The organism is Peribacillus simplex (assembly GCF_001542915.1).
Taxonomy (GTDB): Bacteria; Bacillota; Bacilli; order Bacillales; family DSM-1321; genus Peribacillus; species Peribacillus simplex_B.
The window spans coordinates 1-13986 of sequence record NZ_LNNH01000038.1; the positions used below are offsets into that span (position 1 = coordinate 1).

Consider the following 13986-nt stretch of genomic DNA (forward strand, 5'->3'; position numbering starts at 1 on the left):
CCGAGCTGACCTCCATTTTGACCTCCCATCATCATGCCAGGCTGACCTCCATTTTGGCCTCCCATCATGCCGGGCTGGCCTCCGTTTTGGCCTCCCATCATGCCGGGCTGGCCTCCATTTTGGCCTCCCATCATCATGCCGGGCTGGCCTCCGTTTTGGCCTCCCATCATGCCGGGCTGGCCTCCATTTTGGCCTCCCATCATCATGCCAGGCTGGCCTCCGTTTTGGCCTGGCATCATCATGCCAGGCTGGCCTCCATTTTGGCCTCCCATCATCATGCCGGGCTGACCTCCGTTTTGGCCTCCCATCATCATGCCGGGCTGACCTCCATTTTGACCTCCCATCATCATGCCGGGCTGGCCTCCGTTTTGGCCTGGCATTACGAAGGGTTGATATTGTTGGGCTTGATCTGATTCAGCTGACTCTGTTTCATATTGATATTGCATCGGATTGCCCATCTGTGGATAGGCCCCTAAATTCGGATCATGGTAATGGGGCTGTGATTGATCGGATTGATATTGATGATAATCAGGATGGTGATGCTCATAGGCGTTCATTGATTGACCAGGTTGATACTGCCCCTTCACTTCCGGCCCATACGTTCCAAGCAACCCCTTATTACAGCCACAATCTTCTTCATCTTCAGACTGTTGCGGGTGATTATGATGATTGTATGGCGATTCGCTTGGTGACTCATGGTCTTGTTGCATATATGAGCCCGCTACTTGATGCTGCTGCCCCATCATCCCCCCATAAAAATGGTGCGGCATCGGCGCAGATGCTTGATATGGATAGTGTTGTTGCTGATTGTATGGATTCATGCTTGCACCTTGAACATACCCTTGCGGCCCCATCGATTGCATGTCAGGAGATTCCCCCCAAATCTCGGAGCTTTCATCCATCATTTGATAGCCTTGTGTTTCCTGGTTCCCATAGCCGCCATGATAAGGGGCTTGCATCCCCTGCATCGGCATATGCGCCCATGGCGGAGGCTGCATGTTATAGCCGGTTCCTGGCATGATTGGCGTCATTGGAATGCAATCATCCACAGGCTCACAATATTCCTGACTTGGCGATACGTCTGGCTTCTTCTTCTTTTTCTTTTTAGCGACCGGCTCTTCTTTCTTCGGTAATGGCGGCGGTGCAGGGGGCTTTTGCACACTCATATTGGTCATGTTGACCATATAATAATTATTGATATCGACCTCAGGAATCACTGGTGTCGGTACCTGGACTTCTTTTGGAACGATTATTTGCTTTTCTTTCACGATTGGCTTTGGCTGTTCTTTCATCGGTGGTTGATACTTTGGCTGTTCCTTCATCGGTGGCTGGTACTTTGGCTGTTCTTTCATCGGTGGCTGGTACTTTGGCTGTTCCTTCATCGGTGGCTGGTACTTTGGCTGTTCTTTCATTGGTGGCTGATACTTTGGCTGTTCCTTCATCGGTGGCTGGTACTTTGGCTGTTCCTTCATCGGTGGCTGATACTTTGGCTGTTCTTTGACTGGCGGTTGCATCATTTGCTGCTCTTTCATAGGTGCCGGCTGAGCTGGATACTGTTGAATCTGGGATTCTTTCACTCCCATATGAATGTTGGGTTTAATCGTTTCTTTTATTACTGCTCCGGTTGTCCCTGGTATTTTAATTTTCATTCCCGGCATCATCATGTCCGGGTTGCTTAATTGAGCGTTCACTTTTTTAAGTTCTTCAAAACTGACGCCGTATTTTTTGGCGAGTTTCCAAAGTGTATCGCCTTTTTGGACTATATGAATTTTCACGCTGATAACCCCTCCTGTGCATATGTCCATATATACTATGATGTAGTGGGTGAATTGCTATTATTTTTATCATGAAAACTTATGCTTCAAAATGGCCTTTTATGATTGGATCAATGATTTAGGCGCACCGATGCCCACTTTCTCGGCGAAGAAATAAGCACGAAAAACAGTTCACCCCTTCTTCCTAAGCCGCCTTTCTTTAAGGTCCAGTCTAAATTCAAGGAATTCCGGGTATAAGAAAGTAGATGGCTTAAGCTATATCTGGCATTTATATTTTTACTGGGAGGAATGTTAATGAAATGGAAGGGACGACAGGGCAGTTCGAACGTCGAGGACAAAAGGGGAATGAGCGGCAAAGGGATGGCAGGCATCGGTGGCGGGGTCGGCTTAATCATCGTCTTGATCGTTACGCTGCTTGGAGGCAACCCAAGCGATTTACTGGGCGGCTTGACTTCACCTAATCCTGGAAGCGGCGGCACTTATGTGGAAAGTGATGAAGAAAAGGAACTTGCACAGTTTGTGTCGGTCGTCCTGGCAGATACGGAGCGGGTCTGGACTGAGGAATTCCGGGAAAACGGCCTGAATTATGAAGAACCGACTCTTGTCCTGTACTCAGGAAGCGTGCAATCGGCATGCGGGATCGCAGGTTCATCAGTGGGACCGTTTTATTGTCCAGGCGATAAGAAGCTATATATCGATCTCAGTTTTTATCAGGAGTTAAAGGAAGAATTCCAGGCACCAGGGGATTTTGCCATGGCCTATGTGATTGCTCATGAAGTCGGGCACCACGTCCAGACATTATTGGGAACAACGGAAAAGGTTATGCCGGATCGTTCCAAGGTTAGTGAAACCGAATATAATAAATATTCTGTCCGCCTTGAATTACAGGCCGATTATTTAGCTGGGGTGTGGGCACATCATGTCCAGGGGGAGAATTTACTTGAGAAAGGCGATCTTGATGAGGCTTTGAATGCAGCCAGCGGCGTGGGGGATGACTCCATCCAGAAAAAAGCACAAGGCTACGCAGTTCCCGACAGCTTCACACACGGTACGTCCGAACAGCGAAAACGTTGGTTCAATAAGGGGTTCGAATCCGGAAATATGAATGAAGGCAATACGTTTGAAGCAAAAAATCTTTAATGGCAATCAAATACGGGCAATACATAAAAAGGGGGCTGCAAGGGCCTCCTTTTTCCAATGTCCAATAAGCCTGGAGATAGACAGGCGATTTCAGGCCCGTTCAAGCATTCGATTTAAAGCAAGGATTGCATCAGCCGCAATTTTTTTTTCCACTTTTATCGGGTTGATGATTTGATCTGCTTCGATTGATTCAAGAGCCCATAGCAGATGCGGTAAATCTATCCGGTTCATCGTAAGGCATGGGCACATATTCGGATTTAGGGAGATGATTTGCTTGTCTGGATTATTGGCGATTAGTCGCTTGACAAGATTCATTTCCGTTCCGATTGCCCAAGAGCTTCCCGCTTGTGCCTTTTCAATCATATCAATGATATAAGATGTGGAACCGGCATAATCCGACATGGCAACCACTTCCCGGCGGCATTCCGGATGGACGATGATATTCATGGCAGGCTGCTCTTTCCTAAGTGCTTCAATATTCGCCGTCGTGAAATTTTCATGGACCGAACAATGCCCTTTCCATAGCAGCACCTTCAGATCCTTTCGTTCACCTTCATGGATCAGTTCCTCCTTGTGAGGATCCCAAACAGCCATTTCCTCCAACGGAATGCCAATATCAAAGGCTGTATTCCGGCCAAGGTGCTGATCGGGGAGAAACAGGATCCGTTCTTTTTGCTCAAGGGCCCATGAGACCATCTCTTGTGCATTGGAAGAAGTCACCGTAGCTCCGCCATTCTTCCCCACAAATGCTTTGATGGCCGCAGTCGAATTAACGTAAGTAAGCGGAAGGATAGAATCTCCAAATAATTCCTGAAGCTTTGTCCAGGCCCGTTCCGTTTGATCGATATCCGCCATATCTGCCATCGAACAGCCTGCACGCATGTCAGGCAGAATGACGGTCTGCCCTTCTTCTGTCAAAATATCGGCCGTTTCGGCCATGAAATGCACACCGCAAAACACGATATAATCCGCTTCACGATTTTGGGCGGAAAGCTGGGCCAACTGAAGTGAATCTCCCGTTACATCGGAAAACCGGATCACTTCCTCCCGTTGATAATGATGACCAGGTATATAAAGACGGTTACCTAAGCGCCTTTTTATGGCTAGTACCGTTTTTTCTATATCCTCCACTGTCATCGTTTTGTACTTTTCAGGCAGGACATTCCTTGCCGTGCCAGCCATCTCCAGTATATTCATTTCAATACCCCCTCACATTCTGTAACTTTTGCACTGATATCAAGAGCCCGGACGCTGTGCGTCAGACAGCCCAACGAAATGTAATCCACTCCCGTTTCACGAAATGTCGCTAACTTGCCCAGCGTAATCCCTCCTGAAGCTTCCGTTATGATATGGCCAGGAACCGATTTGATCCATTGCTTGATTTCGTCAGGACTCCTGTTATCGAACATGATGATATCCGCACCGGCTTCCACAGCCTCAAGGACCTGTTCCAATGATTCCGTTTCAACCTCCACCTTACATGTATGCCCCAGTTTTGCTTTGACCGCCTGAACCGCTTCGGTAATCGAACCTGCGAAAGCAATATGATTATCTTTGATCATGACGGCGTCATACAAACCATTTCGATGATTGAAGGCCCCGCCTGAGCGGACCGCGTATTTTTCAAGCATTCGCAGGCCAGGCGTGGTTTTCCTTGTATCACATGCCCTTGTCTTCGTCCCCGCTAAGATCATCGTCGCTTCATGGGCAAGCGTGGCAATTCCCGACATGCGCTGCACCAAATTCAAAACAACCCGTTCCCCTTTTAACAGCAAAGCCATATTGCCTGTCATCCGTGCAAGCTTTTGACCCGTTTCAAACACTTCACCATCCCGGACATGGAGGGTCACCTCGATTTGGTTATCCAACAAGGCAAACCCTGTCCTGATGACGTCGCTTCCGCTAAAAACCCCGCCCTCCTTTGCAATGAATGTCAACGCCCCCTGCTTTGACGGACCGAAAATCGTATCACTCGTTACATCACATTCCCCGATGTCCTCGATCAAAAAATGCTCCAGCATTCGCTTAAGCTTCAATATGTTCATACTGTCGTCTTCCCTTCATTCTGTTTTTCACGTCTTGGCATGCAAGGATGACCGATTTTCCAAGCCATAGGGAGTCATCTTCGCTTGGATAATCACTGCGGTAATGACCGCCCCTGCTTTCCGTTCTAGTCAACGCCGATTCGGCAATCAGCCAAGCTACGATAATGGCGTTAGCTTTGGTGATTTCTGCTAGTGATCGTCCGGTAACTTCCAGATGCAGCAGGTTTTCGATGTGAAAAGCCTCGAGATAATTCTTCAAACGAATTAACCCCGCTTCCGTCCGGACGATGCCCGCTTCATTCATCAATTTTTCCTTCAATGCCCGTAAATCAGGTAAAGAAGCAACATGACAGGCACATTGGGACCGCTCTTTTTCTTTTGGCAGCTCCCTTGCTGGCGTATGAGCAAGCAAATCGCCAAGGATCTTGCCAAAAACCAGCCCTTCGAGAAGTGAATTGCTTGCCAGTCGGTTCGCACCATGCACACCCGTGCATGCCACCTCACCGACTGCATACAAAGAAGGGACAGAGGTTCTCCCCCACTCATCCACTTCGATTCCTCCCATTAAAAAGTGGTTCCCAGGTGCAACCGGGATCTTTCCGAATTGGAGATCCACCCCGCTTCTCTCACATAATGAGCTCACCGTCGGGAATCGCTTTTTAAAATCCTTGATCATCGAAATATCCAAAAATACCTTTTCACCGCGCTGTAAATAAGAAAAAATCGTCTGTGCGACAATATGCCTCGGGGCGAGATCCTTCAACCGATGTACATCCTGCATGATCGGCATTCCATCTTCAGTCACTAATAGGGCGCCGTCACCACGGACCGCTTCCGAAATAAGACCTTCGGCTTTGTTATTCACAAAAAGCAGTGTCGGATGGAACTGGATGAATTCCATATCACGAACCTTCGCCCCCGCCTTGAACGCAAGCGCGATTCCATCACCTGATACCGTTTGTGAATTAGATGTAAAACGGTATAGCGAACCGCATCCGCCCGTTGCCAGAACCGTTTGCTCTGCATGATAGAAAGCCAGTTTCCCTGACCTATCAAGGGTTTTGACGCCGATGCAAGATTCATCTTCACCGATGATCAACTCCACCGCGGCCTCATTCTCGATTACCTGAACCTTCGAGCTTTTCAAGCATTCTATTAGGTGCTCCATCATGTACTTTCCTGTACCATCGCCGTGACTATGAAGGATTCTCCTTTCACTATGGGCACCCTCCATGCCAAACATCAGCCTGCCGTCATGACTTCGGTCAAATTGCATACCGGACTGGATAAGTTCAGAGATCGCCAAAGGGGCCCCCTCGACAAGTTTTTCCACTGCCTTCACTTTGTTATGGTGCTGGCCGGCAGCCAGCGTATCTTTTTTATGTAAGGATACCCCATCCTGATCGGATAGTGCCGCGGCAATCCCTCCTTGCGCCAAGTAGGAATTACTATGACGAAGCTCTGATTTTGTGATGAGTATCACATGTTTATGGTCACTTGCTTCCAATACCGTTTTCAAGGCTGCAATACCACTGCCTATCACGATGACTTCCGTTCTAACCATGATTATTTACCTCCTGTTTACGACAGGTGTCTTGACAACTATATTTACATATTATTAAACTATTATCAAGAGTTTTTTAGAATGAAGGATGGAAGTGATTTAGTGATCTATTTGGACTATGCGGCCACTACGCCGATGGATGAAGAAGCGATCGACGTGTACAGCCAAGCCTCCCGGAGGTTTTTCGGGAACGCAAGCAGTTTGCATGATATTGGCTCTGATAGTGCACGTTTATTGGATATGTCACGACAGCAACTGGCAGATATGCTGAATATAAAAAAAGAAGGCATCATCTTCACGAGCGGTGGTTCGGAAGGCAATATGCTTGCAATCGATACATTTATCGCTTCAAAACCAGCTTGGCAAAACCATCTGATTGTTAGCCGGACCGAGCATGCATCGATTGCCAACTATATCTGCAAGCTTGAACAATCCGGCTACGAGGTGACGTATTTACGGCATTGGGAAGATGGCCTCATCGATATCGAACACCTGAGGGGAGCTCTGTCGGAGAAAACCTGCCTGGTCATTGTCCAGCATGTGAATTCTGAAATAGGTGTCATTCAGCCCATTGAGCAAATAAGCAGAATCGTTCGGGAGCATCAAGCCTTTTTGCATGTCGATTGTGTTCAATCATTTGCAAAGTTGCCACTGGATAGGTTATCCGCTTTATGTGATGGAATGTCCATTTCCAGCCATAAAGTTTATGGACCAAAAGGGACCGGGGCCGCGATTTTCCCAGCCATCCAGCATTTAAAGGCTTTGATTCCGAATGTCACGCATGAATCTGGATTCCGTCCTGGTACGGTGGATGTCCCCAGTATAGCCTCGTTCGTGACAGCTGCCAAAAATTTAGGAGATATCATCGAAAATGAGCATAGGCGGATTTTCATGCTTAGGATTCAATTGATTCACCAACTAACGGAAAGAAAGGTCGACTTTCAAATCATCGAAGCGAAAACTGAGCAATTGCCGCACATCCTCGCTTTGACCTTCGCGGGTTTGCAAGGGCAGTACATCATGCTCGAATTAAACAGGAAGGGCTTCGCGGTATCGACGGGGAGCGCCTGTCAGATCGGTAAACAGGAGCCATCCAAAACCATGATGGCAATCGGGAAAAACGAAGAAGAAGCCCATCAATTCGTCCGCCTTTCCTTTGGAAAACATACCACTGCAGATGATATTCACAAATTGGCAGACTGCCTCGAAGGAGTGGCTGCCATTCGATAAGACCGGCCATTCTATGGTAGAATGTTTATCATAAAGAGGTGAATGAATGATGGAAAGAAAGAAATTACTCGGGGAAGAAAGACGGACGAAACTTTTACATATATTGCAAACAAGCCCAGAGCCCGTTACTGGCAGCGAACTTTCGCAAATGACGAATGTAAGCCGCCAAGTCATCGTTGGCGATATAACGCTTCTGAAAGCACGGAATGAACCGATCATTGCCACGAGCCAAGGCTATATGTTCTTACCGACCGAAAGCACGAAAAAGCCCGAAAGGATCATCGCTTGCCAGCACGATCCTTCCCGGACGCAGGAAGAGCTATATCTGCTCGTGGATATCGGCATCACGGTGAAGGATGTCAAAATCGAGCACCCTGTATACGGTGACCTTACTGCTTCCATCATGGTCAGCAGCCGTAAGGAAGTCCAGCAATTCCTCTCAAGGGTATCTGCCACGAATGCTTCCTTTTTATCGGAGCTAACGAGCGGCATCCATCTCCATACACTGAGCGCATCTTCCGAGGAACTGCTTGACGAGGCGGAGGAGGCACTAAGGGACGCCGGCATATTGGTTGATTGACTGAACGAACCCCATCTTATCTGGAGGGGTTTTTTCTTGTCTGACTATCTATACTTGCTGCTGATCCGAATGGCTTTCATGGGAGCTGTCTTGGCCTGATTGGCTTTCATTGCTTCTCAATTGGCCAATGAGGTTGAGGACGGAACCGACCGCTTGTATCCAGCCCCCCATCGTCTGTATTAATTCAGCATCTGTCTGCTTTTCGTCTAAATCAGGATATTGATATTTTTGTTTTCCCTCCTCGTTTTCTTCTTGTTTGCCTTCATCGTTTTCTTGTTTTTCACCTTCATCATTTTCCTGATCTTTTTCAAGGATGCTATTTCTTAATTCGCTAATTCCACCAATCGCTTGCATCGAATTCCCGATCGCCTGCAAAATATTCCCCGTGACATTCAAGGCCTGTTCAGGTTCATCAGGATTTTCGTATGCCCCCGCTACCGCTGTTCCCCCGCCTAACGCCTGAATCAGGTTGCCTTTGATGATCAATTCCTGCTTCGTCACCTCATCGAAGTCAATGACCAAGCCTAAGATGACAGTCGAATTACCGATCGCCTGTATTTGATTGCCGAATTTATCTAGTGACCATGTTTCTTCCGCATCCGCCAATATCGCATTTCCTGTCGCTTGAAGTTCATTGCCGATCAAATCCAGGTTTTTGCGGAAATCCTCATCGAACACTTTCGATGGTGTTCCTCCAACAGCAGAAATGACCGTCCCTATCGCTTGCGTCCAAGAACCGAAAGTTTCCTTGAATTGACTATCCATCTCTACTGAACACCACCCGCTCCATGCATTTTTAATACTCACCCGGCCATAAAAAAGTGCCGCTGTTGCTTTCGTCTTGTAGGTATGTATTCTTTTTTATCGATTTTGCCGTTCGCCTACCCATTGTATACGAGTTCAGCAAGAATGGTGAGTACATTCGGCCTTTTCAAACCGGCCTCCTCCCACAAAAAAACGCCCCGGATAAGCTCCAGGGCGCCGTCTCAATCATGATCATTATATTCCTTCCTGATTCCAAGGCCCGCCGCTATAGACTGGACCTTTTTGAAACTGTGGAAAAGGTATGCACCCTTCGCAACAAGTCATCCGACCGGAAATCAGCGCTGCACCACACCGTTTCTTACTTTAAAGCATGAATAGCTTCCCATGACCGAAACCGTGCAGCCAAGTGCCTCCAATTCGGATATGGCGCCTGGGATGAGAACATCGTCAAGGGCCATCTCAACGTCAATGATGAAAAAGTAATGGCCAAGGCCGGTTTTCATCGGTCTTGATTCGATCTTGGAGAGGTTCAGCTTCCTCCAGGAGAAAGCGGAAAGCACTTGATGCAGCTGCCCCGAGTGGTCGGCAGGAAGCTGGACCATCAAGGTCGTCTTCGCATCTCCTTCAACTGTCAAATGCCCGGTATAGTCCACTTCACTGTTCGATACGACGATGAACTTTGTATGATTATGTTCGTAATCATGGATATTGTGCTTCACGATCGTCAGGCCATACTCCGCTGCAGCCATATCATTGGCAATGGCAGCAATGTTGATGTCAGGGTTCTCCATCACCATCTTCGCGGCAGCGGCGGTCGACGTCACATACTCATATGGAATGCCCCTCAAATCTTTATGTAGAAATTTGCGGCATTGGGCAATGGCATGGGAATGCGAATATACCATGTCCGGTTTGAAACCTGGATACGCATGATCCGGATGCACCATATAATGCTGCTGGATCGGAATCGTCACTTCCCCTTTTATCGGTAATGTGACTTCATGGACCAGGTAATCCATCGTTATATTGACCGAGCCCTCCAATGCATTCTCGATGGGGACGAGCGTGTGATTCACTTCGCCGTCCCGGACAGCATCAAGGCAGTCGGGAATCGTATTCATCGGTATCTTTATGTCATTAGGAAATAGTCGTGAAACAGCTAAATCCGTGAACGTTGCTTTTGGCCCTAGAAATGCGATTTTTGATGTCATATTATAAACTCCCTTTCACGGAAAATCTATTGTTTATGTTATGCCATTTTCAGATTTTTTACAATAGTTAATCGCCACTTATAAAAAAACAGCCTGTACATATAACATGTACAGGCTGTTTTTCATGCGCCATTCCCAATGATTTCGACTTTTTCGACGAACTCCATTTTACGCAGTTTTGTAAGCAGTTCATTAATATCCATCGTCATTCCGCCCGTGTTGAGGGACAGGGTGACATTGGCACGGCCCTGCAAAGGAATCGTTTGATGGATGGTCATGATGTTGCAGCCGGATGATGCGACGAGCCGTAATAGCTCCGATAGAGTACCGGACCGATCTTCAAGATAGAAGAACAGGGTAATCAGTTTTTCTTTGACAACGGTATGAAACGGAAACACCGTGTCCCGGTATTTGTAAAAAGCGCTCCTGCTTAGGTCCACCCGCTGTACGGCTTCCCAAACTGATTCCGCTTTTCCCCGTTCAATCATTTCTTTTGCATCCAGCGTTTTTTTCATCGCTTCGGGAAGGACATCCTCTCGAACGAGGAAAAACTTCTGATCGGCCTTATTCAAACTCTGCACGCCTCCTTTTGCCTGCCATCATGGCATCTAATCAATCAACAAATTCAAATTCATATTCAAGGATACGGACGATATCGCCATTTGTGGCCCCTCTTTGACGAAGGCCTTCGTCGACTCCGAATGAACGGAGCTGCCTGGCGAAACGACGGATCGACTCTTCACGGGTGAAGTCCGTCATTTTGAATAGACGCTCGATCTTGAATCCTGATACGGCAAAGCTGCCATCGGATTCGCGTTCAATGTTGAACTCATCCGACTGTGATGTATGTTTATAAAGAACACGGTGGATTCCCGTATTTTCTTCTTCATGATCAAGAGGGAACTCAGGTGTTTCTTCGATTTTATCGGCAATTGCATAAAGAAGCTCACGAATTCCGTCACGCGTCACCGCAGAAATCGGGAAGACAGGGTAGTCTTCTTCCAGCTTTTCCTTGAATGCCGCAAGATTTTCTGCAGAGTCCGGCATATCCATTTTACTTGCAACGATGATTTGCGGACGCTCGGTCAAGCGCAGGTTGTATTCTTCCAGTTCTTTATTGATCGTTAGGTAGTCTTCATATGGATCCCTGCCTTCAAGTCCGGACATATCGATTACATGAACGATTACCCTCGTTCTTTCAATATGGCGCAGGAATTGATGGCCAAGGCCGACCCCTTCGGAAGCCCCTTCGATCAGACCAGGCAAATCGGCCATGACGAAACTGCGGTGATCTTCCGTTTCCACCATACCGAGGTTAGGGACGATCGTGGTGAAATGGTATTCGGCAATTTTAGGTCTTGCTGCGGAAACGACCGAAAGCAAAGTGGATTTCCCCACACTAGGGAAACCGACCAAACCGACATCAGCCAACAGCTTCAACTCCATGATGATATCGCGTTCCTGGCCAGGTTCCCCGTTCTCGGCGATTTCAGGAGCAGGATTGGCAGGTGTAGCAAAACGGGAATTCCCCCGGCCTCCGCGCCCACCCTTGGCAATGATGGCACGCTGTCCGTGCTCAACTAGATCAGCAATGACTTCCTTCGTTTTTTCATCAATGACAACCGTGCCTGGCGGAACCTTGATGACCATATCTTTTGCGGCCGCTCCATGCATGTTTTTGGACATGCCATGCTCACCCCGCGGTGCCTTAAAGTGACGTTGATAGCGGAAATCCATTAACGTACGCAAGCCCTCTTCCACCTCAAAAACGACATTGGCGCCATTACCGCCATCTCCGCCTGCAGGTCCGCCTTTTGGTATGAATTTCTCGCGACGATAAGCAACTATCCCGTTACCACCGTCTCCGCCTTTTATATAGACTTTCGTTTGATCGACAAACATGCTATCACTTCCTTGTTTTCTGCAAGTCAATTCTTGCTGTATACTTCTCTAAAAAATAATATTCATCTTAAAAAACATTTCATCCTCATTACATTCGCACAATTCGATCGTTTGCCCAGCCGTTAGCGACCGTTCCAAAAACTCGATCACTGCTGGTTGGTCAATGAACCTGCCTTGCAAATGAAAGGAACAGCGCATGTTGCTCATTTCTTTTTCACCTATGGAAACAGACAGTACGTTTTCAAAAGCCGGGTCCAGACTCTTATCCAAAATGGAAAAGTAATCGGTCGTCCAGCGATACATCCGCTCATCCACCTCGGCAGATCCTTCAAACACATCGATGATTTCATATTCGCAATAAAATGATCCGTTATTCCAATTGGAAGTCAGCAGCATTTCGGTGAATTTCGGTAAATTCAAGCTGGACAGACGTGCTTCATTCTGGGTTTCAATAATGATTTCATCAATGATGCCCTTGACACGGTCAATTCTGTTCAGCTCAAGATTGCCTTTGATGATTTGAATTTTATTCAGCCAATCATGCCTGGTTTGACGCAGGGTTTCAATAGTCGTCCAATTTTTATCCATTATTTACACCTTCAATTATGATAAAGAAACTTTTTTCAGCTCTATCATGTTGAATACTTCCATTTTACAGTATAACAAAAAAACAACAAACAGGAAATGAAGCTCGATTCACATGCCTTCACATGAAGCCCCCGTCCAAAAAATACAGCCACACACCCTGAGTTCTTTGGACGATGGTAGAGCCATTTGAACTTGAAAAGAGAATGGGCCTTATCTTAGCACCAATTGGAGATGGTATAGTTGAATTGGACTGTCCATCCGGATGAACCAAACGGGGTGAATGAGTAATGCGGTTGTTCCCCTGAAAGTGTAAGAAAGCCCGCCGGTTGGCGAGCCTTTTGTAAGTCAGAGGTTGTTTTCCTTATACTGATGACTAAAGTCTCCTGCAAAACGCTGGTTATTTATCGAACCATAGTATAAATAAAGGGCCGGACCCCTTCTTCTCTACTATATAGCCCTACCATTATTAAAAATGACGCGGTATATAGTGTCTCGTAGAAGGAATCAGACCCTTTTGAGTCAGCCTCTGTTCAAAGATGCCAATTATGCTTCTTGTGCAACTGGATATACGCTTACTTTTTTACGGTCACGTCCGAAACGTTCGAATTTAACAACACCGTCTACCTTAGCGTATAGAGTATCGTCTCCACCACGGCCTACATTCTCACCTGGATAGATTTTCGTTCCGCGTTGACGGTAAAGGATAGAACCACCAGATACGAATTGACCGTCTGCACGTTTAGCGCCAAGACGCTTAGAGATTGAGTCACGTCCGTTCTTTGTAGAACCTACTCCTTTTTTCGAAGCGAAGAACTGAAGATTTAATCTTAACATTTGTTCCACCTCCTATTGGTTGAGGATAATTTTCATGTATTTACCATAATCACGTTCGATGGTTTGCAACGATACGAGCATGCCGTTCAAAAGCAGCTGGACCTTCTCTTCGGATTCCGGTGAAAGATTCCCCGGGATGACGCAGCGAAGATAGCCGCCTTCTCTTCCTTGCTCGATCTCAGGCTCCACGTCCGTTAAGGACATGATTGCATTGACTGCCCCGAAGGATACAGCCGATACACCTGCACAAACGATATCAGAACCTTTTTTAGCAAAATTGGCATGTCCGCTTAAGGTGAACGAAGCAATTCGTTCCTGCGGAGCATCAAAGACAACTTTAATCATCTAGAAT

14 protein-coding genes are annotated in these 13986 nt (G+C 47.1%); 3 read left to right on the forward strand and 11 right to left on the reverse strand.

Annotated features, from left to right (window positions below; translation table 11 throughout):
- Window positions 1-1775, reverse strand: a 1775-nt coding sequence (safA, locus tag AS888_RS26880) for a SafA/ExsA family spore coat assembly protein (RefSeq protein WP_061143464.1), incomplete at its 3' end; no start/stop codon positions are given.
- Window positions 1776-2069: 294 nt separating this feature from the next.
- Here safA and ypfJ point away from each other — a divergent pair.
- The gene (gene ypfJ / locus AS888_RS17655; RefSeq protein ID WP_061143465.1) at window positions 2070-2915 is read left to right on the forward strand and encodes a KPN_02809 family neutral zinc metallopeptidase; all 846 of its coding nucleotides are present in this window, start codon (window positions 2070-2072) and stop codon (window positions 2913-2915) included.
- Between the two features lie 90 nt (window positions 2916-3005).
- Here ypfJ and nadA read toward each other — a convergent pair whose 3' ends face one another.
- Genes nadA through nadB form a run of 3 tightly spaced genes read right to left on the reverse strand, consistent with a single transcriptional unit; the run spans window position 3006 to window position 6524 of the window.
- Complete coding sequence (gene nadA, locus AS888_RS17660; RefSeq protein WP_061143466.1) at window positions 3006-4112, reverse strand: quinolinate synthase NadA; 1107 nt, start codon at window positions 4110-4112, stop codon at window positions 3006-3008.
- The gene (gene nadC, locus AS888_RS17665; protein WP_061143467.1) at window positions 4109-4960 is read right to left on the reverse strand and encodes a carboxylating nicotinate-nucleotide diphosphorylase; all 852 of its coding nucleotides are present in this window, start codon (window positions 4958-4960) and stop codon (window positions 4109-4111) included. Before nadC ends, nadA begins: the two co-directional genes overlap by 4 nt.
- A complete protein-coding gene (gene nadB / locus AS888_RS17670) occupies window positions 4941-6524 on the reverse strand; it encodes an L-aspartate oxidase (protein ID WP_061143468.1) in 1584 nt (527 codons plus the stop codon). Before nadB ends, nadC begins: the two co-directional genes overlap by 20 nt.
- Before the next feature lie 81 nt (window positions 6525-6605).
- Between nadB and AS888_RS17675 the strand changes: the two genes are divergently transcribed.
- Window positions 6606-7754, forward strand: a complete 1149-nt coding sequence (locus tag AS888_RS17675; RefSeq protein WP_260320244.1) for an IscS subfamily cysteine desulfurase — start codon at window positions 6606-6608, stop codon at window positions 7752-7754.
- 46 nt (window positions 7755-7800) lie between these two features.
- Window positions 7801-8334: a transcription repressor NadR gene (locus AS888_RS17680; RefSeq protein ID WP_061143469.1), complete on the forward strand. Its 534-nt coding sequence runs from the start codon at window positions 7801-7803 to the stop codon at window positions 8332-8334.
- 48 nt (window positions 8335-8382) lie between these two features.
- Here AS888_RS17680 and AS888_RS17685 read toward each other — a convergent pair whose 3' ends face one another.
- The 7 genes from AS888_RS17685 to AS888_RS17715 form a co-directional block, all read right to left on the reverse strand.
- Complete coding sequence (locus AS888_RS17685) at window positions 8383-9141, reverse strand: DUF6944 family repetitive protein (protein WP_260320245.1); 759 nt, start codon at window positions 9139-9141, stop codon at window positions 8383-8385.
- Window positions 9142-9434: 293 nt separating this feature from the next.
- The gene (pheA, locus tag AS888_RS17690; RefSeq protein ID WP_061143470.1) at window positions 9435-10310 is read right to left on the reverse strand and encodes a prephenate dehydratase; all 876 of its coding nucleotides are present in this window, start codon (window positions 10308-10310) and stop codon (window positions 9435-9437) included.
- 122 nt (window positions 10311-10432) lie between these two features.
- Complete coding sequence (locus AS888_RS17695; RefSeq protein ID WP_061143471.1) at window positions 10433-10882, reverse strand: ACT domain-containing protein; 450 nt, start codon at window positions 10880-10882, stop codon at window positions 10433-10435.
- 40 nt (window positions 10883-10922) lie between these two features.
- Entirely contained in the window at window positions 10923-12212 is a 1290-nt protein-coding gene (gene obgE / locus AS888_RS17700; protein WP_061143472.1) for a GTPase ObgE, read from the reverse strand.
- 48 nt (window positions 12213-12260) lie between these two features.
- Window positions 12261-12800, reverse strand: coding sequence for a Spo0B C-terminal domain-containing protein (locus AS888_RS17705; RefSeq protein WP_061143473.1), 540 nt, complete (start codon window positions 12798-12800; stop codon window positions 12261-12263).
- Between the two features lie 543 nt (window positions 12801-13343).
- Window positions 13344-13634 carry a 50S ribosomal protein L27 gene (gene rpmA / locus AS888_RS17710; RefSeq protein WP_061143474.1) on the reverse strand — a complete coding sequence of 97 codons (291 nt, stop codon included), beginning with the start codon at window positions 13632-13634 and terminating at the stop codon, window positions 13344-13346.
- A gap of 12 nt (window positions 13635-13646) precedes the next feature.
- A complete protein-coding gene (locus AS888_RS17715; RefSeq protein WP_061143475.1) occupies window positions 13647-13979 on the reverse strand; it encodes a ribosomal-processing cysteine protease Prp in 333 nt (110 codons plus the stop codon).
- Between the last annotated feature and the right edge of the window lie 7 nt (window positions 13980-13986).

Coding starts and splice junctions, on each gene's coding strand:
- pheA (WP_061143470.1), bottom strand. CDS start 10,310: ATGACATCAAAAATCGCATTTCTAGGGCCAAAAGCAACGTTCACGGAT.
- AS888_RS17680 (WP_061143469.1), top strand. CDS start 7,801: ATGATGGAAAGAAAGAAATTACTCGGGGAAGAAAGACGGACGAAACTT.
- ypfJ (WP_061143465.1), top strand. CDS start 2,070: ATGAAATGGAAGGGACGACAGGGCAGTTCGAACGTCGAGGACAAAAGG.
- nadA (WP_061143466.1), bottom strand. CDS start 4,112: ATGAATATACTGGAGATGGCTGGCACGGCAAGGAATGTCCTGCCTGAA.
- AS888_RS17675 (WP_260320244.1), top strand. CDS start 6,606: ATGAAGGATGGAAGTGATTTAGTGATCTATTTGGACTATGCGGCCACT.
- obgE (WP_061143472.1), bottom strand. CDS start 12,212: ATGTTTGTCGATCAAACGAAAGTCTATATAAAAGGCGGAGACGGTGGT.
- nadC (WP_061143467.1), bottom strand. CDS start 4,960: ATGAACATATTGAAGCTTAAGCGAATGCTGGAGCATTTTTTGATCGAG.
- AS888_RS17705 (WP_061143473.1), bottom strand. CDS start 12,800: ATGGATAAAAATTGGACGACTATTGAAACCCTGCGTCAAACCAGGCAT.
- rpmA (WP_061143474.1), bottom strand. CDS start 13,634: ATGTTAAGATTAAATCTTCAGTTCTTCGCTTCGAAAAAAGGAGTAGGT.
- nadB (WP_061143468.1), bottom strand. CDS start 6,524: ATGGTTAGAACGGAAGTCATCGTGATAGGCAGTGGTATTGCAGCCTTG.
- AS888_RS17715 (WP_061143475.1), bottom strand. CDS start 13,979: ATGATTAAAGTTGTCTTTGATGCTCCGCAGGAACGAATTGCTTCGTTC.